Here is a 24,128-nt window from a genome sequence, read left to right as displayed (position 1 = left end):
CCGCTGATGGTGTGTACCCCCGCTGTGGCGCAGCGCTGTGGGCGCGGTCAAGCAATCCCTCGACAGGCGCGGCACTTGCGGTAAAGGCTGCCAGCGATGGCGGATAGGCGTCCCTTTGTCCTGCTCGACGATGCGCGCGAAAGCGGCGCGGCCGATGCCTTGGTGTTCGAGAACCCGCGCGAGGTCTTCGTCGCGCACCGCCCCGACCAAGTCGAAGCGGTCCTCGCCGCCGCCGAGGAAGCGCGCCGGGCGGGCGGCGAACTGGCGGGCTACATCGCCTACGAAGCCGGGCTCGCGCTCGAGGAACGGCTGCGCCCACTGGCCGAGGCGCGCAGCGGCGGTGCCGGACCGCTCGTCTGGCTCGGCCTGTTCGACGCGCCCAGCCGCATAGCTGCCGAGCAGATGCCCGAATGGCTCACGACGCACGCGCAAGGCGGCGGCAGCGTCGGGCCGCTCGAACCGCAGGTCTCGCCGGGCGGCTACGAAAGCGCCTTCGCCGCGCTGCAAGAGGCGATCCGCGCTGGCGACATCTACCAGGCCAACCTGACCTTCCCGCTGGCGGGCAATTTCACCGGCGACCCGCTGGGCCTCTATGCCGCGCTGCGGCCCGCCGCGCAGGCGGGCTATGGCGGGGTGGTGTTCGACGGGTCGCACTGGCTCTTGAGCCTCAGCCCCGAACTGTTCGTCTCGCTCAAGGGCCGCGAGGCCAAGGCCAAGCCGATGAAGGGCACGCGCCCGCGCGGCGGCGAAGCGGCGTCCGACCGCGCGCTGGCGGACGAGCTCGCCGGATCGGTCAAGGACAGGGCCGAGAATTTGATGATCGTCGACCTGATGCGCAACGATTTGTCGCGCGTCGCCGAGGCGGGCAGCGTGCGCGTCGACGATCCCTTCGCGATCGAGAGCTATCCCACCGTCCACCAGATGGTCAGCGTGGTGCGCGCGCAGCTGAAAGAGGGCACGGACGCCGTGGACCTCGTCCGCGCGCTGTTTCCCTGCGGCTCGATCACCGGCGCACCCAAGATCCGCGCGATGGAGCTGATCGGCGAGGTCGAGCGCGATCCGCGCGGGCCCTATTGCGGGGCGATCGGACGTATCGGCGCCGATGGCGACGCCGCCTTCAACGTCGCCATCCGCACGCTGCGGCTGACCGAAATCGAGAATGGCCGGGGCAAGGCGGTGCTCGGCGTGGGCGGAGCGATCGTCGCCGACAGCGAGCCGCGCACCGAATGGCGCGAGGCGCTGCTCAAGGGCGCCTTCGCGCGCACCTCTTCGCCCGATCACCGCGCGGCGCAGTTCGACCTCATCGAGACCATGCGCTTCACGCCGGAGGGCGGCATTCCCTTCCTCGAGACGCATCTCGAGCGGATGAAGGCGAGCGCGGCGGCGCTGGGCCTGTCGTTCGACCGGCACGAGGCGCGCAACCAGCTCCATGCGCTCTGTTTCGTGCTCGAAAAGCCGAGCCGCGTGCGCCTGCTCGCGGCGCGTTCGGGCGCGCTCGCGCTCGAGGCGCAGGACATGCCCGAACCCTGGCCGCAGCCCGCGCGCTGCATCGTCCTGCCGCTGCCGGTCGATGCAGGCGACTGGCGCTTGCGGCACAAGACCACCGATCGCGGATTCTACGACGATGCGCAACGGATCGCGCGCGAGCACGGTGCGCAGGAGGCGCTGTTCGTGCGCGAGGACGGGTTGCTGACCGAGGGCAGCGTGACCAATATCTTCGTGCGCGGCGAGGATGGCGTGCTGCTCACCCCGCCCGCCCGGCTCGGCCTGCTGCCGGGCGTCTTTCGCCGGACGCTGCTCGACGAAGGCCGCGCGCGCGAAGCAGAATTGCGAATCGAGGACTTGGAAAACGGCTTCTTCCTCGGCAATGCGCTGCGCCTGATGATGGACGCGAGGCTTGCCCAATGACCCAGATACCGATCCTGTTCGAAGACGGCGAAGCGCTGGTCATCGACAAGCCCGCCGGCCTGCCGGTCGAACGCCCGCGCCGCGGCGGCCCCTGCCTCGAGGACCATTTCGAGGAACTGAAGCTCGGCTTCCAGCGCGCCCCCGTTCCCGTCCACCGGATCGATACCGACACCAGCGGCTGCCTGCTGCTGGCGCGCAATCCCAAGGCGCTGAAGCGCTTTTCGAAGAGCTTCGAGGACCGGATGGTCGAGAAGCGCTATCTCGGCGTGCTCGCCGGCGTGCCCGAGGCGCGCGAGGGCACGATCGAGCTGTCGCTGTCGAAGATCAGCAGCGCGGGCAAGGGCTGGCGCATGATCGCCGCGAAGAAGGGCAAGCCCTCGATCACCCACTGGCGCGTGCTGGCCGAGATCGACGGCCGCGCGCTGGTCGAATTCCGCCCCGAAACCGGCCGCACGCACCAGATCCGCGTCCATTGCCAGGCCGGGCTCGGCCTGCCGCTGCTCGGCGACCCGGTCTATGGCGACGGGAAGGGGGCGCCGCGCACCATGCTCCACGCCGCCGCACTCACCGTCCCGCGCGAAGGCAAGCCGCCGATCGCCGCCAGCGCGCCGTTGCCGCAGGACTTCGCCGCGCTCGGCTTCGCGGACGGCCCGGGCTGAATGGGGCGCATCGCCGACACGGCCCTCGAAATCGCCGAGGAGAAGTTCATCGCCTCCTCGGGCCCCGGCGGGCAGAACGTCAACAAGGTCGCCACTGCAGTGCAGCTGCGCGTCGACGTGTTCAAGCTGGGCATGCCGCCCGAGGCCTTCGAGCGATTGAAGGAGGTCGCCGGCAGCAAGCTGACCAAGGGCGGCGAGATCGTCCTCACCGCGAACGAATATCGGACGCAGGAGCAGAATCGCGAGGCGGCGCGCGAACGGCTGCTGGCGCTGCTGTCCGAGGCGCTCACCCCGCCGCGCAAACGCAAGAAGAGCCGCGTCAATCGGGTCGGCAAGGTCAAGCGGCTCAAGGCGAAAAAGGCGCGCGGCGAGGTCAAGGCAAAGCGCGGCAAGATCGACTGGTAGAATGCTTGACTTTTCCCCGTGAATCACACAAAGGGCGCGCCGGACGGCGGTGCGCGACGCGCCGCCCTTGTTTTTTCAGGCCTCAGCGGCCCCATTCAGATCTTTAGGAACACGCCATGGCGAAGCCCGCAACCGTCAAGATCAAGCTCGTCTCGACCGCCGACACGGGCTTCTATTACGTGACCAAGAAGAATCCGCGTAACCACACGGAAAAGTTCACCTTCCGCAAGTACGATCCCGTCGCGCGCAAGCACGTCGAGTTCAAGGAAGCGAAGATCAAGTAAGGCCCAGGCGGTCGATGCTCTGGCTGAACCGCGGGAACACCCTGGGTTCAGTGATGGTTCAATGCTCCGACCCTAATCGCAGGAGCATGAACACCTTGCCTTCGAAAAAGACCACCCCGATCCGCGCCGCGCTAGCTCTTTCGCTGGCTGCGGCGCTTCCCGCATCCGCGATCCTCGCACCCGCACCGGTCGAAGCCGCCGCTGGCGACCTCGACAAGGCTGTCGCCGCGCTGCGCGGCATCTCGACGATGAAAGCGGATTTCGTCCAGACCGACCGCAACGGCCAGACCGTGCGCGGCGTGATGACGCTGAAACGCCCCGGCAAGATCCGTTTCGAATACGAGAAGGGCGTGCCCATGCTCGTCGTCTCGAACGGAAAGTCGATGTATATGGTCGACTACGAGGTCAACCAGGTCCAGCGCTGGCCGATCAAGAACTCTCCGCTCGGCGCTCTGCTCGATCCCAGCCGGGACGTGAAGAAATACGGCAAGCTGGTGCCCACCAGCCATCCCGACGTCGTCAGCGTCGAGGTGCGCGACACGCAGCGCCCCGAATTCGGCGTGATCACGCTGATCTTCGCGCGCGACGCCTCTTCGCCCGGCGGCCTGCGCCTCACCCATTGGGTGGCGCTCGATTCGCAGAACCACCGCACCACCGTGCGGCTCGCGAACCAGCGTTACGGCGTGGCGGTGGCCGACAGCGCGTTCACCTTCCGCGATCCTCGCAGATCGTCCCGTCGCCCGGGCTGAACGGCTCGGCGGCGAGTGGAGCGATCCGTGCGTTGGCCGGTTGCCACACGTTCATAGAACAGCAATCGCAGCCGCCCTATTCTTGATCTTGCGAGACGACACGAAGCGGGTTTCCCCCCTGTTGACCCCTTCGACCTGGTTCATCTCGTTCCAAGCGTGACGAACGCTCACAGGAAACCCCCGTGCCAATGCCCCCGGCGCGGGGGTTTTTTGTGTTGGTTTGCCATTTGCGTGCGTGAAGCGCCTCCGCGCTTCCCTCGCGGCTGAACCTGCCCACGCCCCCTCCCGGCCACCCATAAGATACCGTGCCGTGGGTGGCCGGGAGGGGGCGTGGGCAGGTACCGCTATCCTCCGACAGAAGTCGGAGGCGCAAACACCGAAAGACCTACCCCGCTATTCCCAGCCGAAGGCCTTGCGGATCACGTCGTAGATGAGGTTCTGCTCCATCACGCCGCGCACGTTCTCCGCGCCCGGTCCATTGGCGTAGAGCGCGACATCCTCGCCGCCATGCGTCTCCGATCCGGTCGGAACCAAAGATTGCTGGTGCGCGTGGACCCCCGTCTCGGGCATGGGGCGCCCGCCCTCGGCATCGGGCGTCACGGCGCCGGGGCCGTTGCCGTAGCCGAGCGTGGTGTAGGGCTTCCCGTCCTTGGCTAGCGTCGGACCCCCGGCGGCATCGCCATCCTCGCCGCCGCCGTCGGGCGGGACGACCAGGCCGAGGATATCGTTGCCGCGCCGCGGATAGCCGGCGATGGTGAAGACGTGGCTGTGGTCGGCGGTCACCAGGATCAGCGTTTCGTCCGGATCGGTGTTGTCGATCGCCCACTGGATCGCGCGGGCGAATTCGACCGCCTCCTCGAGCGCATAGCCCGCCTGCCCGGCGTGGTGACCGTGATCGATGCGGCCGCTCTCGACCATCAGGTAATAGCCGTCGGGATCGCTCTGCAGGTGGCCGATCGCCGCCTGCGTCATGTCGGTCAGCGTCGGCTCGCTGGTGTCGGGCTTGCGATCGACCATGTAGGTCATGTGGCTCGGCGAGAAGAGCCCGAGCACGGGCTTGTCGGCCGGGGCGGCGGCCATTTGCGCCGCGCTGGTGACATAGGTCCCGCCGGTCGCCTTGGCCCAGGCCTCGGGGAGATCGGCCGACGCGTCGAGCCGCTGCCCGCCGCCGGCCTTGCCGAAGAAGGCCGCGCTGCCGCCGCCGAGCGCGACGTCGAAGGGCGTGGCGACGAGCTGCCGGGCGATGTCGAGGCAGCCGAGCCCGCGCTGGTCCTCGGCGATCGCGGCATCGGCCTCCCAGTCGCGATTGACGCTGCGGGCATAGACCGCCGCCGGGGTAGCATGGGTGATGCGCGCGGTGCTGACGATGCCGAGCGCCTTGCCATGCGCGCGCGCCTCCTCGCTCACCAGCGGCGATTCGAGCCCCTTGCCCGAGGCGCAGTCGCCGTGATGCGCTTCGGGCGCATAGCCGAGCATGCCGATATTGGTCTTCACCCCGGTGTTCATCGCGCTGGCCGTGCCCGCGCTGTCGGGCACCTGCGCATTGGCGTTGTAGGTCTTGACCAGCGCGAGGTGCTCGAAATTCTCGAACGGCAGGACGTATTCCTCGCCGGTGTGCCCCAGCTTCTGCCCCGCGTAGATGCGCGCTGCGGTGACGGTCGAGACGCCCATGCCGTCGCCGATGAAGAGGATGACGTTCTTCGCCTTGGCCGGGGCCGGGGCCGGTGCGGCGGCAACCGCTGGCGTATCCTGGGCGCTGACGGTGGTGCAGCCCCCCAGCGCCAGCGCGGCGGCAGTGGTGGTGGCAAGGAATATCGTGCGGACGGACATCGTGGCTCTCCCGGCAGGTTTCTGGCGTCGCCCTATATCAGCGCGGTGTGCGAAGGAAGCATGACGCTTGCGGCATCGGGGGCGCTCACCTAACCCGCTCGGCATGGTTTCTATCGCTACCTGGAACATCAATTCCGTCCGCCTGCGCATGCCGATCGTCGAGCGCTTCCTCACCGAGCAGGCGCCCGACGTGCTGTGCCTGCAGGAGATCAAGTGCCAGGAGCACCAGTTCCCCTACGAAGCCTTCCGCGCGCTCGGCTACGAGCATTTCGCGGTGCACGGGCAGAAGGGCTATCACGGCGTCGCCACCGTGGCGAAAACGCCATTGAAGGAATTCTCGCGCCACGACTGGCAGGACAATGGCGAGGCGCGCCACGTCGGCGTCGAGCTGACCGAGCACCAGGGGATGATCGTCGAAAACGTCTATGTTCCCGCGGGCGGGGACGAACCCGACCGCGAGGTGAACCCCAAGTTCGGCCAGAAGCTCGACTTCCTCGAGCGGATGACGCGCTGGGCCGATGCAGTCGACCGGCCGACGCTGATCGTCGGCGATTTCAACATCGCCCCGCTCGAAAGCGACGTGTGGAACCACAAGCAGCTGCTCAAGGTGGTCAGCCACACGCCGGTCGAGGTCGAGAGCCTGCAGCGCTTCATGGATGCGCATGGCTGGGCCGATATCGGGCGCGAGCACATCAAGGCGCCCGAACGCTACTACAGCTGGTGGAGCTACCGCTCGAAGGACTGGAAGGCCAACGACCGCGGCCGCCGGCTCGACCATATGTGGGCCAGCCCCGAGCTCGCGAAGCAGGCGACTGGCCACGCGGTGCACGAGCACGCGCGCGACTGGGACAAGCCCTCGGACCACGTCCCGCTGGTGACGGAGTTCACGCTCTGAGCGAGCGCTCGCCTTCGCGCCGGGCGGCGCAGGCGGTGGACGCGCTGCGCCACGGCTGGCCGCTGGCGATCGAGGGCGCACCGCTGCTCCAGCCGGTCGAGACGGCCTTCGGCGACCTCGCCGGCGAGGCGATGCTGATCTCCGCCAGCCGCGCGGCGACGCTCAAGCTCGCCAACCAGATCGAGGCCGCCGTGCCGCGCCAGCCGGTGCTGATGCGCGGGGCCGAAGCGTTCGACCTGCCCGCCGCGCTGGCAGTGGCCGACCCCGCGCTCGACATGGCCAATCCCTTGAAGGGGCCGTTCAAGGCGCTGCCGCTCGCATGGGAGGAACAGGCGCGCGCCGCGCTCGAGCTCGCACGCATGGCGGGCGTACTGCCCGCCTTCCTCGTCGATCCGCAGGGCGCAGGCGAAGCGGTTGCCCTCACCGCCGAGGATGTCGCGGCCTATGCCGATGCCGGACGGTTGCAGGTGGCCTCGCGCGCACGGCTACCGGTCACCGCGGCCGAGGATGCGCGGATCGTCGCCTTTCGCAGCCCCGACGACACGCGCGAGCATGTCGCGCTGGTGATCGGCGAGCAGGCCTCCGACCGACCACCGCTGGTGCGGCTGCATTCGGAATGCCTCACCGGCGACATTCTCGGCAGTCTCAAATGCGACTGCGGGCCCCAGCTCGATGCCGCGCTCCATGCCATGGCCGATGAGGCCGCCAAGGGCGGTTGGGGCGTGCTGCTCTACCTGCGGCAGGAAGGACGCGGGATCGGGCTGATCAACAAGCTGCGCGCCTATCGCCTGCAGGACCAGGGGTTCGACACGGTCGACGCCAACACCCGCCTCGGCCTGCCCGACGAGGCGCGCGACTTCCCCACCGCCGCGCGCATGCTCGCCCTGCTCGGGGTCAAGGCGATCCGGCTGATGACCAACAATCCCGCCAAGGTGGCCGCGCTCGAGGCCGAAGGGGTCACGGTCGCCGAACGCGTGCCGCATGCGCTGCCCGACAATCCGCACAACGCCCGCTATCTCGCCACCAAGCGCGACCGTTCCGGCCATATCCTGTGATCACGGCGACGATCCGGCCCGAAGCGCCGGGCGACGCGGCTACCATTTTCGCGCTGACCGAGGCGGCGTTCCGCAACTTGCCCTTCAGCGACGGCGACGAGGCGGAGCTGGTCGACCGCCTGCGCGCCGACGGCGACCTCGCGCTCTCGCTGGTGGCGGAACATGCCGGGCAGATTGTCGGCCATATCGCCTTCTCGCCGGTGACGCTCACCGACGGCCGTGCCGGCTGGTACGGGCTGGGACCGGTCAGCGTCTGGCCCGAGTACCACCGCCAGGGGATCGGTTCGGCTCTGGTGCAGCGCGGCATTGCCGATCTGCGGGCGCGCGGCGCGCGGGGCATCGTGCTGCTCGGCGACCCGGCCTATTACGCACGCTTCGGCTTCGAAGCGGATCCGGCACTGCGCCATCCCGGCCCGCCAGCCGAGTATTTCCAGCGACTTGTGCTTGAAGGCGAGGCACCGCAGGCTATCGTGACCTACGCCAGGGCGTTCGGATGAGGGATAGGGTGATGCACGATCGGCACCGTTTGAAATCGGCCATGCTGGCGCTCGCCGGCGCGCTGCTGCTCGGCAATGCACCTCCGGGCGAGGCGCAGGCACTTTCGGAGCAGGGGAAGGAGGCCGAGGCCTTCGCTCTCGTCGAACAGGCGGCGAATTCGGGCGATGTCGCGGCGCTTGCCGAACTGGCCCACTATTACGAGGAGGGGCGCGGCGTGCCCGCGAATCCGGGCAGGGCCGCCGAGCTCTATCGCCAAGCCGCCGAAAAGGGCGATGCCACGGCGCGCTGGCGGCTCGGGGTGATGATCGACGAGGGAACCGCCCCCGGCGATACGGCGGACGCGGTGCTGCTGTTCAAGCAGGCGGTCTATCAGGGCAATACCCAGGCGATGACCAGCCTGGCCGTGATGTACGCCATGGGCCGTGGAGTCCCGCAGGACTTTGCCAAGGCGCGCATGCACTACGAAATGGCCGCCCGGCTGGGCGAGCCGCACGGCTTCGAAGGGCTGGGCGTACTCTACGCGCGCGGAGAAGGCGTCGAGCAAGACGTCGAGGAAGCGGTGGCCTATTGGCTGATCGCCGACCAGCTGGGCGACGAAACCGCCGCGCGCTATCTGCAGGGGCTGTGGGAGCAGCTCGGCGCCGCCGATCGCGAACGGCTGGTCGCACGGGCGAATGCCCTGCTCGGCGAGATGGGGCTGGGGCCGAAGCCCGCCGGCTAGCTGGCTAGCGCCGCTCGAAACGGCGGACATTGGGGCCAAGCGTGTTGTCGCCGAAAACGAGCGAATCGCCGGTCCAGTCGGCAACGAAGGCCGGGCTGCGCGCGAGGTTGGGCACGAGCCGCGCGTCGTTGTCGGCGATCACGAGCCCGTCAGAGGTATAGCGCGCGCCCTCGGCGCCGATCGCGATCATCGCCGACCAATTGTCCTTGTCGCGCCCCTGGACGAACCAGTTGCCGCGAATCGCGCCGCTGCCGCCGTTGGGGAGGTCGATGAGGTAGTTGGTGCCGTGGCCGTTGGCATCGTCGAAGCTACATTCCTCGACCACGATGCGCGCCGCGCGCGACTTGAGGTAATGCCCGCCGGTGCCCTGTTCGAAGCGGCTGCGGGTCACGGTGACGCGGCCATAGTCGCCGGCATAGATCGAATGCGCGCAGCCGGCCGAATTCTCGCAGGTGCCGAGGCGGGTGAAGGTCGACTTGTCGACCACCAGCTCGCTGTCGACGCCGTTGGTGGTCATGATGCCCTGCTGGCTGTCGCGGAACCAGCTCTGCGAAACGCGCAGCGGCCCCTGTTCGAGACGGATGCCCGCCCCATTGCCGTCATCGACCGCGAGATCGGCGAAGACCAGGCCCTCGACGCTCGCGCCGCGTCCGCGCAGGACCAGCGCGGCCTTGCCTTCGCAGGCCTTGCCGCCGAGCAGCGCCTTGCCGGGTTCCGCGGCGCGGAAATGGACCACGCCGGCGTCCTGCACGGCGCATTCGTTCCAATTGCCCGAAGCGATGATCACGGTGCCTTCGCGATCGCCGATCGCATCGACCGCCGCCTGGAGCGAGCCGTAGCCGCGCCCGGTTTCGGCGACGGTGAAGCTGGCTGGTCCGCGCCCCTGCGCGAGCAGTGCGGCCAGCGGGATGGCGCTTACCGCGACAGCTCCGACGGCGGCGAGAAGCCAGCGGGGAAGGCGCGCGGCGGGCTGGGCGAAAGGCGAGTCCATCAGGCCGGAATAGGGCTGCGTGGTTAACATCGGAATAACCACGCGAGCGGCGTCAGTCCTCGCCGCCCCAGCGCCAGCGCCATCCGCCGCGTGTCTTCCACGCCGCAATGACGAGGAAGACCGCGGTCGCGGGGACGAACAGCGCTAGCGCCCCGATCATGCCGACATCCGGGTCCCATTGGGCGAGCTGAACGCAAAGCCCGACGACGAGGAGATATCCCGCGAGCAGCGCCCAGCCCTGCCGCGCGATCGGCAGCCCGCAGCCATAGCCGAAGCGCTTGGGAGCGAACCACGCGCCGTCGTTGGGATCGGTCATTCGCCGTCCTGCCTGTCGGACTGCGCCGTCGGCGCGGCGAGGGGCGTGGTGCCCGCAGCCGCCAGGAGGCAAGCGCCGGCAAGCGAGTGTAGCAACGTCATCTTAATCATCCTTTTTCGGTCGCCCCCGGCGGGGCGGTCGCGATGCGGGCACCTCGACCCCGCGTCTGGCGAGCGCTTCGCGCAGGAGCATTTCGATCTGGGCATTGGCACTGCGCAGCTCGGCCGCGGCCAGCCGCTCGATCGCGGCGTGGACCGCCGGATCGAGCCGCAAGGCGAAGGCCTTCTTGGACATCGGACCTGTCCGCCTCTGCGCCCTAGTAGAGCGAGCCGGCGTTGACGACCGGATGCGCTTCCTTGTCGCCGCAGAGCACGACCATCAGGTTCGAGACCATCGCCGCGCGGCGTTCGCCGTCGAGCTCGACGATGTCGTCCTGCGCCAGCTTGGTGAGCGCATCCTCGACCATGCCGACCGCGCCGAGCACGATCTTGGCGCGCGCGGCGATGATCGCATCGGCCTGCTGCCGCTTGAGCATTGCGCTGGCGATCTCGCTGGCATAGGCGAGGTGGGTCAGCCCCGCCTCGTCGACGAGGATGCCCGCGACGCGCAGGCGATCGTTGAGCTCCTCGAGCAGCTCGCGGTTGATGACGTCGACGCTGCCGCGCAGCGTCACCTCCTCGCCCTCGAAATCGTCATAGGGATGGCGCGAACCCACCGTGCGCAGCCCGGCCTCGATCTGGATGTTCACGAAGGCCTTGTAGTCGTCGACGTCGAAGCTCGCCTGTGCGGTATCGGCGACGCGCCACACGACGTTGCAGGCGATCTCGATCGGATTGCCGCGAAGGTCGTTGATCTTGACCCGTTCGGAATGGATGTTGTGCGCGCGAACCGAGATCTTGTTCTTGCCCATCCACGGCCAGATCCAGCGTAGCCCTTCGCGCCGTTCGGTCCCGCGATATTCGCCGAACAGCGTCAGCACCGCGGCCTGGTTGGGCTGGATCATGAAGAAGCCGGCAGCGAGGAAGCCAAGCAGGAGGAGCGGCCCCACAAGCAGGCCGACGAAGATCAGCTTTTCGGCCTTGGTCGCGCCGTAGGGCGGGAGACTGCCCGAAAGATTCCACGCCACCAGCGCCAGCAGGACGAGGATCAGCGCGAGCATGGGATAGCCGCTGAAGCTCGACCCGGCCCGTTCGGTACTGGTGTTCATTCCCTTGAGTTCGACCGACATGACGAATCGCTCCTTCGATATAATTATGATATCATATTTATATCAGGCAGGCCACTCGGTCAATGGCGGGCGATCTCAAGCAGGAAGCGTTCGCCATAGGCCTCGAGCTTCTTCGCCCCGACGCCCGGCAGTTGAGCCAATTGTGCGAGCGTTGCGGGTCGGTTCGCCGCCATTTCGCGCAGCGTCGAGTCGTGGAAAATGACATAGGGCGGGACCTGCGCCTCCTCGGCCAGCTCCTTGCGCAGCGCGCGCAGCGCCTCGAACAGCGGATCGCCGACAGGGTTGGGCGCCGCATCACCGCGCCGCCCGCGCTGCCGCTTGGGCGGAATGACGATCTCGACCCCGCTCTCGCCCTTGAGGATCGAGCGCGCCGATCCGCCGAGCGCCAGCCCGCCATGCTCGGTCGCGACGAGGTCGCCGCGCGCCTGCAGCGCGCGCGACAGCGGCTGGAGCAGCCGCGCGTCCTCGCCCTCGACGATGCCGAAGACGCTCAGCCGGTCATGCCCGCGCTGGCGCACGCGCTCGTCCTCGTTCCCGGTGAGCACCTTCTGCAGATGCCCCATGCCGAAGCTCTGCCCCGTCCGGTAGACCGCCGAGAGCAGCTTGCGCGCCAGCTCGGTGACGTCGGTCACGCTCGGCTGTTCGAGGCAATTGTCGCAATTGCCGCAGGTGCTCGGTGGATCCTCGCCGAAATGGCGGAGCAGCACCGCGCGGCGGCATCCGGCGGTTTCGACAAGCCCGGCGAGCGCATCGAGCCGCGCGCGCTCGGCGCTGCGGCGGGCCTCGTCGACCTCGGCGAGCCGCTGGCGCGCGGTGGCGAAATCGCCCGCGCCCCAGAACATCACCGCCTGGCTCGGATCGCCGTCGCGCCCCGCGCGCCCGGTTTCCTGGTAATAGCCCTCGATCGACTTGGGCACGCCGACATGCGCGACGAAACGCACGTCGGGCTTGTCTATCCCCATGCCGAAGGCGACGGTGGCGACGATCACCATGTCCTCGCTGGCGACGAAACCCGCCTGGTTGGCCGCGCGCACTTCGGCATCGAGCCCCGCGTGATAGGGCAGCACCGGGCGCCCCGTGGCCGCGGCAAGTTTCTCGGCCAGCTCCTCGACCTTGCGCCGGGTGGGGGCATAGACGATCCCCGGTCCCGGCTCGCTCGCCATCAGCTCGGTCAGCTGGCGTACCGGGTTGTCCCGGTGGCGGATCGAATAGCGGATATTGGGCCGGTCGAAGCCGGCGAGCACCAGCCCGTCCTCGGGGATACCGAGCTGCGCCATCACGTCGGCGCGCGTCTGGCGGTCCGCGGTGGCGGTCAGCGCGAGCCGCGGGACCTCGGGGAAGGCATCCATCAGCCCGCGCAGCAAGCGGTAGTCGGGTCGGAAATCGTGTCCCCATTCGGAGACGCAATGCGCCTCGTCCACCGCGAAGAGGCATAGCGGTGCGGCAGACAGAAACTCGCGGAAGGCGGGCTGGCTGGCACGCTCGGGCGCGACATAGAGCAGGTCGAGTTCGCCCGCGCGGAAGGCATGCTGCGTCTCGCGCCAGTCGGCATCGACGCTGGTCAGCGTCGCCGCGCGGATGCCGTTGGCGCGCGCGCTCCTCAGCTGGTCGTGCATCAGCGCGATCAGCGGGCTGACCACGACGCAGGTGCCCGGCAGGGTGACCGCGGGCAGCTGGTAGGTCAGCGACTTGCCCGCGCCGGTCGGCATCACGGCCAGCGTCGAGCGCCCTTCGAGCACGCGCGCCACTACCGCCTCCTGCCGGCCCCGGAACCCGTCGAAGCCGAAGACGTCCTTGAGGGACTGGCGTGCACCCGCGATCGCATTCATCCCCGCCTGATGCCAGAAGGCGACGCGGGTTCAACCGCTGCGAGGCGATTTTCCCTTGCCCCCTGCCCCGCGCTTGCGCTTTATCCCCTGCGCAACCCACCCCATCCGGAGAGAAACCGATGAAATTTCGTATTGCCCTGACCGCCGCCGCCACGCTCGCCCTCGCCGCCTGCGGCAGCACCGAGGACGCCTCGACCGAAGCCGAGGCCGACACCGTCGAAATGCCCGCCGACGAGGCGCTGAGCGATGTCGACGCCATGCCGGTCGAGGACGCCGACGCCAATGCCGAGGGAGCCGCGCCCGAAGGCATGGCGCCGAGCGAAGAGGCGCAGATCCAGGAAGCGGGTGACAAGGCCGCCGACACCGCCGCGGCCGCCATGGACGCCATGGGCGAAGACGCGGGCAACTGATCGGGATCGCGGGCGGGCCGCGCGTCCGCCCGCGTCCAGCCGCGCCGTAGCGTCCTTTGCGAGACGCGCGGCTGCGCCTAGCTTGCGCTCCATGACCCGACTCGCCCCCCTGATCGCCGCGCTCGCCGCGCTGTCCGCCTGCTCCGGCAACCAGGAGGCGGAGGAGCCCGTCGGCGCGGTCAGCCAGAGCGAAGCCGCGGCGCTCGACGATGCCGCCGAGATGATCGAGGCGCGGCGACTGCCCGAAGGCGCGGTGCCCGAAGACGGCGATGACGCGGAGGCGCAGGATCCCGCCGACAAATCGCTTCTCCCGGCGCCGCAGGAATCGGGTGGGCCGGAAAAGATGGAGCTTCCGCAATGAGCGATGCCGTGAACCCGGGCATGGATGCCGACATTTTCGACCAGTTCCTCGAGCAGCTCGAGCGCTATGTCCGCGAGCGGCTGATCCCTGCGGAAAAGCAGGTCATCGCCGACGACAAGATCCCCGACGAGATCGTCGCCGAGATGAAGGACATGGGGCTGTTCGGCCTGACCGTGCCCGAGGATTTCGGCGGCGCGGGGCTCAACTGCACGCAATACGCCAAGGTCGTGAAGACGATGGCCTATGCCGCGCCCGCATATCGCTCGATCTTCTCGATCAACGTCGGCATGTTCAATTCGGCGATCAAGAACGGCGGAACCGACGCGCAGAAGGCCGAATGGTGGCCGCGCATCGCCGAAGGCGCGATCGCCTGTTTCGGCCTCACCGAGCCCGGTTCGGGCAGCGACAGCGCCGCGATGGCGACCACCGCGCGCCCCGACCCCGACGGGAACGGCTGGATCCTCAACGGGACCAAGCGCTACATCACCAATGCCCCGCATGCCGATGTCGGGCTGATCATGGCGCGTACCGAGAAGGACGCGCTGCCCAAGAACGCGCATGTCAGCGCCTTCATCGTGCCGATGGACACGCCCGGCGTATCGACCGGCAGCCCCGATGAGAAGATGGGCCAGTCGGGCAGCCATATCTCCGACGTGATGCTCGACGACGTCCATGTGCCCGGCGACGCGCTGCTCGGCGGCGAGACGGGCAAGGGCTTCCGCTTCGCCATGATGAGCCTCGACAACGGCCGCATCTCGGTCGGCGCGGCCTCCACCGGCTACGCGCGCCGCGCGCTCGACAGCGCGATCAAATATGCCAACGAGCGACAGGCCTTCGGCGAGCCGATCGCCAATTTCCAGCTGATCCAGGCGATGCTCGCCGACAGCTGGACCGAGATCTACGCCGCCGAGGCGATGATGGCCGACGTCACCGCGCGGGTCGACCGCGGCGAGAACACGGTCAAGCACGCCGCCGCCTTCAAGGTCTTCGCCTCCGAAATGTGCGGCCGCGTGGTCGACCGCGTGGTGCAGATCTACGGCGGCGCGGGCTACCTCGCCGAATACGATGCCGAGCGCTTCTTCCGCGACGCGCGCATCTACCGCATCTACGAGGGCACCACGCAAATCCTCCAGCTGCAGATCGCCAAGCACATGCTGCGCGAATACGCGGCGGGTCTTTGATTGGCGTGACCTTGCCAGCCCACTCCCCCACCCGACCACCCAATCATTATTGTGCCGTGGGTGGCCGGGTGGGGGAGTGGGCCGGTGCCGCAAGCCTTCGACGGAGGTCGAAGGCGCACGCAACAGGAACTCGCTGATGTACGATTTCCTCCAAGGCCTCTCGGTTCTCGAAGTCTCGAGCTTCGTCGCATCTCCCACCGTGGGCCTCTATTGCGGACAGTTCGGCGCCGAGGTCATCCGGGTCGACCACAAGGAGGGCGGGCTCGATTACGACCGCTTCATGCTCGCCGACAACGGCCGCTCGCTCGCGTGGGAGAACCTCAACCGGACCAAGAAATCGGTCGCGCTCGACCTGCGCAGTGCCGAGGGGCGCGAGCTCTGCGTCGAGCTGGCGGGCAAGATCGGCCAGTGCGTCACCAATCTGCCCGAGAAGAGCTTCCTCAGCCACGCCGCCATGGCCAAGCGGCGGGCAGACATGATCTCGGTGCGCATCATGGGCTGGCACGACGGGCGCCAGGCGATGGACTTCACCGTCAATGCCGCCGCCGGATACCCGCTGATGACCGGCCCCGCCGAATGGGACCCGGCCACCGCGCCGCCGGTCAACCAGCTGATGCCCGCGTGGGACTTCCTCACCGGGGCCTATTGCGCCTTCACCCTGCTCGCGGCGCTGCGCCACCGTGACGCCACCGGCGAAGGCGCGGAAATCCGCGTGCCGCTGGGCGACGTCGCGATCGGGACGCTGGCGAATTCGGGGACCATGGCCGAAATGCTCCATCGCGGCGCCGACCGCGAGCGGCTCGGCAATGCCATTTGGGGCGCCTTCGGCAGCGACATGGTCACGCGCGACGGCGTGCGCTTCATGGTCGCCGCGCTGACCGCCAAGCAGTGGGATGGCATCGTCGAGGCCTTCGGGCTGGCGCAGGAAATCACCGCGCTGGAGGCCGAGCTCGGGGTGCGCTTCGCCGACGGCGACACGCCGCGCTTCAAGCATCGCGACCGCCTGCTCGCACTGTTCCAGGGCGTCGCGGGCCGGATCGACTACGCCGAACTCGAGAAGCGCATGGCGGCGGCGGGTACGACCTACGAGCGCTATCGCACGCCTTACGAGGCATCGCAGGACCCGGTGCTGGTGGGGCAGAACCCGCTGTTCGGGCGCACGCCCGACAATCCCAGCGGCGTCGACTACCCCGTCGCGCGCAGCTTCGCCAACATGCCCGATCGCCCACGCGGCGAGCCCCGGCGCGCGCCCTATCTCGGCGAGCATACCGAAGAGGTCCTCGCCGAAACGCTCGGGCTTTCCTCGGGCGAGATCGGCCGGCTGATGGACAGCGGCGTCGCCGCGCCCAGCGACCAAGGTCGCGACTATTCCAGGATCAGGACATTGCCATGACGTCACAGCGCCGCGTAGCCATCTGCAAGCCCCTGAGGACGCCCGTGGGGCGCTATCTCGGCAGCCTCGCCCCGCTCGAAGCGGGACAGCTTGGCGCCATCATCATCAAGGCGCTGGTCGAACGCAGCGGCATCGATCCGGCACGCGTCGACGACGTCGTCTTCAGCCAGGGCTACGGCAGCGGCGAGGCGCCCGCCATCGGGCACTGGAGCTGGCTTGCCGCAGGCTATCCCGAGGAAGTCCCCGGCTTCCAGCTCGACCGCCGCTGCGGCTCGGGCCTGCAGGCGGTCGCGACGGCAGCGATGATGGTCCAGACCGGCGTCGCCGACTGCGTGCTCGCGGGCGGGGTCGAGAGCATGTCCAATGTCGAGCACTATACTACCGCCGTGCGCAACGGCGTGCGGATGGGCGACCTGCAGCTGTGGGACCGGCTGACGCGCGGCCGCCTGATGAGCCAGCCGATCGAACGCTACGGCGTGATTACCGGCATGATCGAGACCGCGGAAAACCTCGCCAAGGATTACGGCATCAGCCGCGAGGAGGCCGATGCCTTCGCCGTGCGCAGCCACCAGAACGCCGCGCGGGCATGGGAAGAGGGCAAGTTCGACGAGCAGCTGGTCCCGATCGAGATTCCGCAGCGCCGGGGCGATCCGGTGGTCTTCGCGAGGGACGAGGGCTTCCGCGCCGATGCGAGCATGGAGACGCTCGGCGCGCTGCGCGCCATCGACCTCAAGCGCGACGCCGACGCCATCGTGACCGCGGGCAATGCCAGCCAGCAGAACGACGCCGCGGCGGCCTGCCTCGTCGTCGCCGAGGACAAGGTCGAGGAATTGGGGCTCGAACCGATCCTGTGGTTCCATTCGTGGAGCGCGGCGGGCTGCGATCCGAGCCGCATGGGTATCGGCCCCGTCCCCGCGGTCGAGCGCCTCTTCGCGCGCAACGGCATGGGCTGGGATGACATCGGCCTGATCGAGCTCAACGAGGCCTTCGCCCCGCAGGCGCTCGCCGTGATGAAGGGCTGGGGTTTCGCCGCGGACGACAGCCGCCGCGAGATCGTCAACGTCAACGGCTCGGGCATTTCGCTCGGCCACCCGATCGGCGCCACGGGCATCCGCATCCTCGCCGACATGGCGCACGAGATGCAGCGCCGCGAGGTCCGCTACGGGCTCGAGACCATGTGCATCGGCGGCGGGCAGGGCATGGCCGCCGTGTTCGAGCGCGCCGCCTGATGGATGACTGGTCGGACTGGATCGGCCGCGAACAGCGCGCCGCCGACCGGCTCGACCCTGCCCTCGCCGCGCGCTGGTGCGCGACATTCGACCGCGACGCGCCGTCGAGCGCGGCCATGCCGCAGGGTATCCATTTGTGCCTCTGCACGCCCGAGGCCCGCACCGCACAGCTCGGCGATGACGGGCATCCGGCGCGCGACGACAGTGCAGCAAGCTTCCTCCCGCCCGTGCCACTGCCGCGCCGCATGTGGGCCTCGAGCGCTATGCGCTTCCACGCCCCGATAGCGGTGGGTGCGAGCATCGAGCGCGTCAGCCGCGTCGCCTCGGTCGAAGCCAAGTCGGGCACCCGCGGCGACATGGTCTTCGTCGAGGTCGATCACGAGACCAGCGCCGACGGAGCACTCGCGGTGAGCGAGCGGCAGACGCTGGTCTATCTCGAAGCGCTGGCACCCGACGCACCGCTCTCGCCGCCCGAGCCAGGCGAAGGTAGCTTCGATCCGTCGGGCTGGGATGCGCATCGCGAGGTCCGCCCCGACGAGCGGCTGCTGTTCCGCTATTCGGCGCTGACCTTCAACACGCACCGCATCCATTACGATGCCCCCTATGCCCGCGAGGTCGAGCGCTATCGCGGGCTGGTCGTCCACGGCCCGCTGACCGCGAGCCTGCTGCTCCAGGTCGCCGCCGAACGATTCGGCGAGAACCGGCTCGCAAACTTCGCCTTTCGCGGCGTCAGCCCCGCGGTGGCGGGCGAACCGCTCCACCTCGTTCTGCGCGGCGACAGCGATTCTATCGAACTCGGCGCCTTCGCCGGCAACGGGCGCCAGGTGACGAAAGCCTCGGCGACACTCGTCTAGTCGAGCAGGTACTCCGCAATCGGCTTAAGCACGCCATAGCGCTCCGCCTTGGGCTCGCGGCCCAGCTCGGGAAAGTCGATCTCGGGCGGCGCGACCTGCATGTCGGGCAGCCGGTCGAGCAGGTCGCGCACCAGCGTCAGCCGCCCGCGCTTCTGGTCGTTGAAATCGACCAGCGTCCACGGGGCGTGGGTGGTATGTGTCGCCGCGAGCATCGCCTCGCGCGCCTCGGTATAGGCATCGTATCGGTCGCGCGCCGCAAGATCGACGGGCGAGAGCTTCCAGCGCTTGAGCGGGTCATCGAGCCGCTCGCGCAGCCGCTCCTCCTGCTGCGCCTGGTCGGTCGCGAGCCAGTATTTGAACAGCAGTATGCCGTCGTCGACGAGCAGTTTCTCGAACACCGGCGCCTGTTCGAGGAACAGCGCGACCTGCGCGTCCTCGGCATAGCCCATGACCTTCTCGACCCCGGCGCGATTGTACCAGCTGCGGTCGAACAGCACGATCTCGCCCGCGCTCGGCAGGTGGTCGACATAGCGCTGGAAATACCACTGGCCCTGCTCGGCCTCGGTCGGCTTGGCCAGCGCGACCACGCGGCACTGGCGCGGATTGAGCTGTTCGCGCACCGCCTGGATCGCACCGCCCTTGCCTGCCGTGTCGCGCCCTTCGAACAGCACCACGATGCGCGCGCCCGTCGCCTTGGCCCAGCGCGCCATGCCGACCAGCTCTTCCTGCATCGGCTCGATCGCGTTCTCGTAGTCGCTCTTTTTCATCGCATTCCCGCCCGGCATTTGAATGACGCCGCCATTGCTAGTATCATCCGCAACCATGGCCACACTCGCAGAACCCGAACAGGACTTTAGCCGACTTCCCGATCTTGACGAGGCGGTTTTCACCGCCCCGCTGAAGAAGCCCGCGCATGTCGGCGAAGACTGGCTCGAACCCAAGCAGACCGAGTATTCGTCGGAAGACGATGCGATCTGGAACGACCTTTTCGCGCGACAGATGGGCGTGTTGCCCGGCCGCGCGGCCACCGCCTTCATGGCCGGACTCGAGAAACTGAACCTAGACCGCGGCGGCGTGCCCGAATTCGGCAAGCTGAGTGAGGATCTCGACGCGCTGACCGGATGGAGCGTGGTGCCCGTGCCCATGCTGATCCCCGATCACGTGTTCTTCTGGCATCTCGCCAACCGGCGCTTCCCGGCGGGCAATTTCATCCGCACGCGCGAGACCTTCGACTACATCCAGGAACCCGACGTCTTCCACGACGTCTTCGGCCACGTGCCGATGCTGACCGACCCGGTCTATGCCGACTACATGCAGGAATACGGCCGCGCCGGTTGGAAGGCGATGCGCTACAACCGGCTGAAGGCGCTCGGATCGCTCTATTGGTACACGGTCGAATTCGGCCTGCTCCAGGAAGCGCCGGGCGATGTGCGCGCCTATGGGGCGGGGATCCTCTCGGGACCGACGGAGGTGGTCTATGCGGTGGAGGCCGAAAGCCCCAACCGGATCATGCTCAATGTCGACCGGGTGATGCGCACCGATTACGTGATCAGCGATTTGCAGCCGACCTATTTCGTCATCGAGAGCTTCGAGGACCTCTATCGGCAGACGGTCGAGCGCGATTTCGACAAGCTCTATCGCAACCTCGGGCCGGGATTCACCTATGCCAATACGGCAGTGATCGACGTCGACTATGTGGTGAACCGCGGCACGCTCGAATATACGCTGCGTGGCGGACGCGGCAGCGGCGCCAAGCCCGTCTAAGCCGACAAAAAAGCGGCCCGGAATCGCTTCCGGGCCGCTTCCTATTCGTTCGAAGGCTCGGCTTATTCGCCGGCAGCTTCGTCCATGGCTTCGCCCTGCTCTTCCATGGCGTCGGCCTTGTCTTCGGCCTGCTCGGTGATGGCGTCCGATTCGGCATCGCTGATCGTGCCGGCGTCTTCCATGGCGTCGACCTGCTCGTTCACGGCTTCGGCCTGCTGTTCGCCGGCGTCTTCCATGGCATTTTCGTTCGGGCCGTCGCAGGCAGCGAGGCCGAGGCTGAGAGCGGCCGTCGAGGCAACCAGCATAGCTTTGGTGAACTTCATTTGCGTTTCCCCTTTGTGCGTGAATTCGCGCCGCCTGATTCGAAATGCGGCGAGAATGTGATGAACGGGTCAAGTACGGGTCGGTTCCCGGATTTTGCTCCAACCGCGTTCGGGTCAATGAAACGGCCCGAATGGTTCCCGGGCAGCTTCCTCTTCATGCAGCGGCCGACCTCAACGGAAGGCGCGCTGCCTGACAAGATTGAACAATCCGATGGCCACGGCCGAGCCGAGCACCGCCCAGAGCAGGGCGATACCGCTGACCGTGCCGAAAATGGCGCCGTTCCCGGCAATCAGGCCGGTTACGAGCGAGCCGAGCACGCCGACCAGCGCATTGGCGAGGATGGTGCGACCATCCTCGATACGCAGGATGATAGTCGCCAGCCAGCCCAGCAGGGCGCCCACGACGATCAGGATCAGTAAGCCCATCGGTTGCCACCTTCGTAATTCATTCTTGGGGTCAATCCGGTAGCGCTGCGATGGTTCCGCGACGAGGGAAGGAATATGGCCGGACTGTGGCTATATGGCACAATCGTATGTCAGGCGAAAGTGAGCCAGGCCAGCGCGGCGGAGCCGGCGACGATGCGATACCAGGCGAAGGGCGTGAAGCCGCTGCGGCTGACGTAGCTGACGAAGGCGCGGATCACGACCAGCGCGACGATGAAGCTGACCACGAAACCGACTGCGATCTCGTCCCAACCGACACGCGTCGCCCCAGCCAGCATCTCGTCGTAATTGCTCGCGACTTCGACCGTGGTCGCGCCGATCATCGTCGGCACGGCGAGGAAGAAGGAGAATTCGGCGGCGGTCTTGCGGTTGATGCCCATCGCCAGCGCGCCCATGATCGTCGCACCCGAGCGGCTGACTCCGGGGATCATCGCGAGACATTGTGCGAAGCCGACGCCGAGCACCTTGGTGAGCGGCAGCTCGGCCACCCCGCGTCCCTCGTCGTTCGGCTTGGCCATCCGTTCGATCGCAAGAATGGCGAAGCCGCCGACGATCAGCGCCCAGGGCACGATCCCCGGATTGCCGAGCATGGCCTCGAAACTCTCGTAGAGCGCCAGCCCGATGACCGCGCTGGGGAGGAAGCCGAGCAGGATGTTGCGCGCGAACATCAGCCCGTCGCGCTCGAGTCGCAGCACGCCCATGCCCGCGTTCCAGAAAGTCCCCCAATATTGATACACCACTGCCAGGATCGCCCCCAACTGGATGACCACGTTGAACATCGCCCACTCGTCGGGATCGGCACCCGAAAGCTCGGTGGCGAGGATCAGATGGCCAGTCGAGGAGACCGGAATGAATTCGGTCAGCCCCTCGACGATGCCGAGGAAAATCGCGGTGAGAAAATCGTTCATTGCGGGAGACCCCAGGGAAAGCGGGTGGCAGGTGTCGGGCGGTCAGGCGTTCTCGAGGCCGAACTGCAGCGAGGCAAGCCGGGCGTAAAGCCCGCCATTCGATGACAGCGCATCATGCGTACCCTGTTCGACGATGCGCCCGTCCTCCATCACCACGATGCGATCGGCGGCGTACACGGTCGAGAGGCGGTGTGCGATGACCAGCGTGGTGCGGTCCTGCATCAGGTGTTCGAGCGCCTCCTGCACCAGCCGCTCGCTCTCCGCATCGAGCGCGCTGGTCGCCTCGTCGAGCAGCAGGATCGGCGCATCGCGCAGCAGCGCGCGCGCGATGGCGATGCGCTGGCGCTGGCCGCCCGACAATTGCGTCCCGCTTTCGCCGAGATAGGTGTCGAACCCCTGCGGCAGCTTCTCGAGGAACTCGGCGGCATTGGCGGCGCGGGCGGCGGCCCAGATCTCTTCCTCGCTCGCATCCCAATTGCCATAGCGCAGATTGTCGCGCGCATTGGCGCTGAACAGCACGCCTTCCTGCGGGACATAGGCGATCCGGCGGCGGATTTCGGCCGGATCGGCACCGGTCAGCGGGATGCCGTCGAGCCGGATCGAGCCCGCCTGCGGATCGTAGAACCGCTCGGCGAGCTGGAAGATGGTCGATTTGCCCGCTCCCGAGGGGCCGACGATGGCGACCGTTTCGCCCGGTTCGACTTCGAGGCTGAAATCGGTGATCGCGGGGGCCTCGAGCCGGGTCGGATAGCGGAAGGTGACGTTGCGGAACGAGAGGCTGCCGCGCGGCGGCGTGGGGAGAGCCTGCGGCCGTTCGGGCGCGGTGATGGTCGGCCTTTCGTCGAGCAGTTCGGACAGGCGGCTCGCCGCCCCCGCGCCGCGCAGCAAATCGCCATAGACCTCGGTCAGCGCGCCGATCGCGCCCGCCACGAGGCCCGCGGTGAGCACGAAGGCGGCAATCGTGCCGCCAGAAATCGCACCCTCGCTGACCGCCTGCGCACCGCGCCAGACGAGGAGGGTGATGCCGCCGAAGACCAGCAGGATCACCACCGCGGTCATTGCCGCGCGGATCATCACCCGGCGTCGCGCGACCGAAAAGGTCCGCTCGACCGCTTCGCGGAAGCGGCCATGCTCGCGATCCTCCTGGTTGAAGCCCTGGACGATCTTCATCGCCGACAGCACCTCGGTCACCATCGCGCCGATATCGGCGACGCGGTCCTGGCTGGTGCGCGAGACATTGCGCAGCCGCCGGCCGAAGAACGTGATCGGGACGACGATCGCCGGGATGATCAGCAACAGGCCCATGGTGAGGCCCGGGACCAGCCAGAACAGGTAGATCGACCCGCCGATCGCCATCAGCGTGTTGCGCAGGGCCACCGAGACGGTGGTTCCGACCACCTGTTCGATCAGCGCGGTATCGCTGGTCATGCGGCTCGAGATTTCCTTGGGGCTGTTCTCCTCGTAGAAGCCCGGGGCGAGCCGCAGCAGGTTTTCCTGAACTTTCAGCCGGATGTCGGCGACCACGCGCTCGCCCAGCCAGCTGACGAAGTAGAAGCGCATTGCCGTACCCGCGGCCAGCACGGCGACGATCATCAGCAGATAGCGGAACCAGCGCCCCATGTCGGCGGGATCGGCTCCCTCGGCGAAGCCGCGATCGATCACCAGCTTGAAGCCCGCGGGGATCGCCAGCGTGGCGGAGGCGGTGATCATCAACGCGACCAGCGCCAGCACGACATGGCCGGGGTAATTGGCCCCCGCCTGCCACACCATCTTCAGCGGGCGCAGCGATCGCTCGCGCGGCGCGTCCTTGGTTGCGGTCTTGCGGGCGAAGCGGCCGCGACCCTCGATTTGCGTCTCGTCCTTGGCTGACATGGCCATGCAGTTAGGTCGCCG

Annotated in this window: 27 protein-coding genes; 16 read left to right on the top strand and 11 right to left on the bottom strand. The window is 67.9% G+C overall.

Annotation, left to right across the window (positions count from 1 at the left end; genetic code table 11):
* Positions 1-96: 96 nt before the first annotated feature.
* The 5 genes from pabB (at position 97) to K3181_RS08315 (ending at position 4,005) form a co-directional block, all read left to right on the top strand.
* Positions 97-1,908: an aminodeoxychorismate synthase component I gene (gene pabB / locus K3181_RS08335; protein ID WP_221602531.1), complete on the top strand. Its 1,812-nt coding sequence runs from the start codon at positions 97-99 to the stop codon at positions 1,906-1,908.
* Positions 1,905-2,567, top strand: a complete 663-nt coding sequence (locus tag K3181_RS08330; protein WP_221602530.1) for an RluA family pseudouridine synthase — start codon at positions 1,905-1,907, stop codon at positions 2,565-2,567. The genes pabB and K3181_RS08330 overlap by 4 nt, the downstream gene beginning before the upstream one ends.
* Complete coding sequence (gene arfB / locus K3181_RS08325) at positions 2,568-2,972, top strand: alternative ribosome rescue aminoacyl-tRNA hydrolase ArfB (protein WP_221602529.1); 405 nt, start codon at positions 2,568-2,570, stop codon at positions 2,970-2,972.
* 116 nt (positions 2,973-3,088) lie between these two features.
* Positions 3,089-3,256, top strand: a complete 168-nt coding sequence (rpmG, locus tag K3181_RS08320; RefSeq protein WP_050601641.1) for a 50S ribosomal protein L33 — start codon at positions 3,089-3,091, stop codon at positions 3,254-3,256.
* A gap of 86 nt (positions 3,257-3,342) precedes the next feature.
* Complete coding sequence (locus K3181_RS08315; RefSeq protein WP_221602528.1) at positions 3,343-4,005, top strand: LolA family protein; 663 nt, start codon at positions 3,343-3,345, stop codon at positions 4,003-4,005.
* A gap of 393 nt (positions 4,006-4,398) precedes the next feature.
* Here the strand turns inward: K3181_RS08315 and K3181_RS08310 are convergent, their stop codons facing one another.
* A complete protein-coding gene (locus K3181_RS08310) occupies positions 4,399-5,835 on the bottom strand; it encodes an alkaline phosphatase (RefSeq protein WP_221602527.1) in 1,437 nt (478 codons plus the stop codon).
* A 103-nt stretch (positions 5,836-5,938) separates the two neighbouring features.
* Between K3181_RS08310 and xth the strand changes: the two genes are divergently transcribed.
* From xth to K3181_RS08290, 4 genes are read left to right on the top strand one after another with little or no spacing between them, the layout of a single operon-like run.
* Positions 5,939-6,730 (top strand): exodeoxyribonuclease III, encoded by a 792-nt coding sequence (gene xth / locus K3181_RS08305; RefSeq protein ID WP_221602526.1) that lies wholly within the window; start codon positions 5,939-5,941, stop codon positions 6,728-6,730.
* Between the two features lie 35 nt (positions 6,731-6,765).
* Entirely contained in the window at positions 6,766-7,785 is a 1,020-nt protein-coding gene (gene ribA / locus K3181_RS08300) for a GTP cyclohydrolase II (RefSeq protein WP_345725463.1), read from the top strand.
* A complete protein-coding gene (locus K3181_RS08295; protein WP_221602525.1) occupies positions 7,782-8,282 on the top strand; it encodes a GNAT family N-acetyltransferase in 501 nt (166 codons plus the stop codon). The genes ribA and K3181_RS08295 overlap by 4 nt, the downstream gene beginning before the upstream one ends.
* An 11-nt stretch (positions 8,283-8,293) precedes the next feature.
* Positions 8,294-9,004 (top strand): tetratricopeptide repeat protein, encoded by a 711-nt coding sequence (locus K3181_RS08290; RefSeq protein WP_221602524.1) that lies wholly within the window; start codon positions 8,294-8,296, stop codon positions 9,002-9,004.
* A gap of 4 nt (positions 9,005-9,008) precedes the next feature.
* On the opposite strand, the gene K3181_RS08285 is transcribed toward K3181_RS08290, so the two are convergent.
* From K3181_RS08285 to recQ, 5 genes are all read right to left on the bottom strand, one after another.
* Complete coding sequence (locus K3181_RS08285; protein WP_247714907.1) at positions 9,009-10,025, bottom strand: right-handed parallel beta-helix repeat-containing protein; 1,017 nt, start codon at positions 10,023-10,025, stop codon at positions 9,009-9,011.
* Positions 10,026-10,047: 22 nt separating this feature from the next.
* Positions 10,048-10,311 (bottom strand): hypothetical protein, encoded by a 264-nt coding sequence (locus K3181_RS08280; RefSeq protein ID WP_221602523.1) that lies wholly within the window; start codon positions 10,309-10,311, stop codon positions 10,048-10,050.
* Between the two features lie 102 nt (positions 10,312-10,413).
* Complete coding sequence (locus K3181_RS08275; protein WP_221602522.1) at positions 10,414-10,605, bottom strand: type II toxin-antitoxin system antitoxin; 192 nt, start codon at positions 10,603-10,605, stop codon at positions 10,414-10,416.
* A gap of 22 nt (positions 10,606-10,627) precedes the next feature.
* Positions 10,628-11,539: an SPFH domain-containing protein gene (locus K3181_RS08270; RefSeq protein ID WP_247714906.1), complete on the bottom strand. Its 912-nt coding sequence runs from the start codon at positions 11,537-11,539 to the stop codon at positions 10,628-10,630.
* Positions 11,540-11,598: 59 nt separating this feature from the next.
* On the bottom strand, positions 11,599-13,368 hold the full coding sequence (gene recQ, locus K3181_RS08265; RefSeq protein WP_221602521.1) for a DNA helicase RecQ: 1,770 nt from the start codon (positions 13,366-13,368) through the stop codon (positions 11,599-11,601).
* A gap of 119 nt (positions 13,369-13,487) precedes the next feature.
* Between recQ and K3181_RS08260 the strand changes: the two genes are divergently transcribed.
* The 6 genes from K3181_RS08260 (at position 13,488) to K3181_RS08235 (ending at position 18,796) form a co-directional block, all read left to right on the top strand.
* On the top strand, positions 13,488-13,778 hold the full coding sequence (locus tag K3181_RS08260) for a hypothetical protein (RefSeq protein ID WP_221602520.1): 291 nt from the start codon (positions 13,488-13,490) through the stop codon (positions 13,776-13,778).
* A 91-nt stretch (positions 13,779-13,869) separates the two neighbouring features.
* Positions 13,870-14,139 (top strand): hypothetical protein, encoded by a 270-nt coding sequence (locus tag K3181_RS08255; RefSeq protein ID WP_221602519.1) that lies wholly within the window; start codon positions 13,870-13,872, stop codon positions 14,137-14,139.
* A complete protein-coding gene (locus K3181_RS08250; RefSeq protein ID WP_247714905.1) occupies positions 14,136-15,320 on the top strand; it encodes an acyl-CoA dehydrogenase family protein in 1,185 nt (394 codons plus the stop codon). The genes K3181_RS08255 and K3181_RS08250 overlap by 4 nt, the downstream gene beginning before the upstream one ends.
* Positions 15,321-15,456: 136 nt before the next feature.
* Complete coding sequence (locus tag K3181_RS08245; RefSeq protein ID WP_221602518.1) at positions 15,457-16,713, top strand: CoA transferase; 1,257 nt, start codon at positions 15,457-15,459, stop codon at positions 16,711-16,713.
* Positions 16,710-17,942, top strand: coding sequence for an acetyl-CoA C-acetyltransferase (locus K3181_RS08240; RefSeq protein WP_221602517.1), 1,233 nt, complete (start codon positions 16,710-16,712; stop codon positions 17,940-17,942). Before K3181_RS08245 ends, K3181_RS08240 begins: the two co-directional genes overlap by 4 nt.
* Positions 17,942-18,796, top strand: coding sequence for an HTD2 family dehydratase (locus K3181_RS08235; RefSeq protein ID WP_221602516.1), 855 nt, complete (start codon positions 17,942-17,944; stop codon positions 18,794-18,796). Before K3181_RS08240 ends, K3181_RS08235 begins: the two co-directional genes overlap by 1 nt.
* Here the strand turns inward: K3181_RS08235 and ppk2 are convergent.
* A complete protein-coding gene (gene ppk2, locus K3181_RS08230; RefSeq protein WP_247714904.1) occupies positions 18,793-19,563 on the bottom strand; it encodes a polyphosphate kinase 2 in 771 nt (256 codons plus the stop codon). The two genes, K3181_RS08235 and ppk2, sit on opposite strands and share 4 nt — an antisense overlap.
* A 55-nt stretch (positions 19,564-19,618) precedes the next feature.
* Between ppk2 and phhA the strand changes: the two genes are divergently transcribed.
* A complete protein-coding gene (gene phhA, locus K3181_RS08225) occupies positions 19,619-20,560 on the top strand; it encodes a phenylalanine 4-monooxygenase (RefSeq protein ID WP_221602514.1) in 942 nt (313 codons plus the stop codon).
* Between the two features lie 62 nt (positions 20,561-20,622).
* On the opposite strand, the gene K3181_RS08220 is transcribed toward phhA, so the two are convergent.
* From K3181_RS08220 to K3181_RS08205, 4 genes are all read right to left on the bottom strand, one after another.
* Positions 20,623-20,883 carry a hypothetical protein gene (locus K3181_RS08220; protein WP_221602513.1) on the bottom strand — a complete coding sequence of 87 codons (261 nt, stop codon included), beginning with the start codon at positions 20,881-20,883 and terminating at the stop codon, positions 20,623-20,625.
* Between the two features lie 171 nt (positions 20,884-21,054).
* On the bottom strand, positions 21,055-21,309 hold the full coding sequence (locus K3181_RS08215; protein WP_221602512.1) for a GlsB/YeaQ/YmgE family stress response membrane protein: 255 nt from the start codon (positions 21,307-21,309) through the stop codon (positions 21,055-21,057).
* A 110-nt stretch (positions 21,310-21,419) separates the two neighbouring features.
* Entirely contained in the window at positions 21,420-22,235 is an 816-nt protein-coding gene (locus K3181_RS08210) for an undecaprenyl-diphosphate phosphatase (RefSeq protein WP_221602511.1), read from the bottom strand.
* A 42-nt stretch (positions 22,236-22,277) separates the two neighbouring features.
* Positions 22,278-24,113: an ABC transporter transmembrane domain-containing protein gene (locus tag K3181_RS08205; protein ID WP_425594541.1), complete on the bottom strand. Its 1,836-nt coding sequence runs from the start codon at positions 24,111-24,113 to the stop codon at positions 22,278-22,280.
* Positions 24,114-24,128 lie beyond the last annotated feature (15 nt).

The organism is Qipengyuania mesophila (assembly GCF_019711655.1).
Classification (GTDB): Bacteria; Pseudomonadota; Alphaproteobacteria; order Sphingomonadales; family Sphingomonadaceae; genus Qipengyuania; species Qipengyuania mesophila.
The sequence above is the reverse complement of the archived record's forward strand: the minus strand, read 5'-3'. Positions and strand labels throughout refer to the sequence as shown.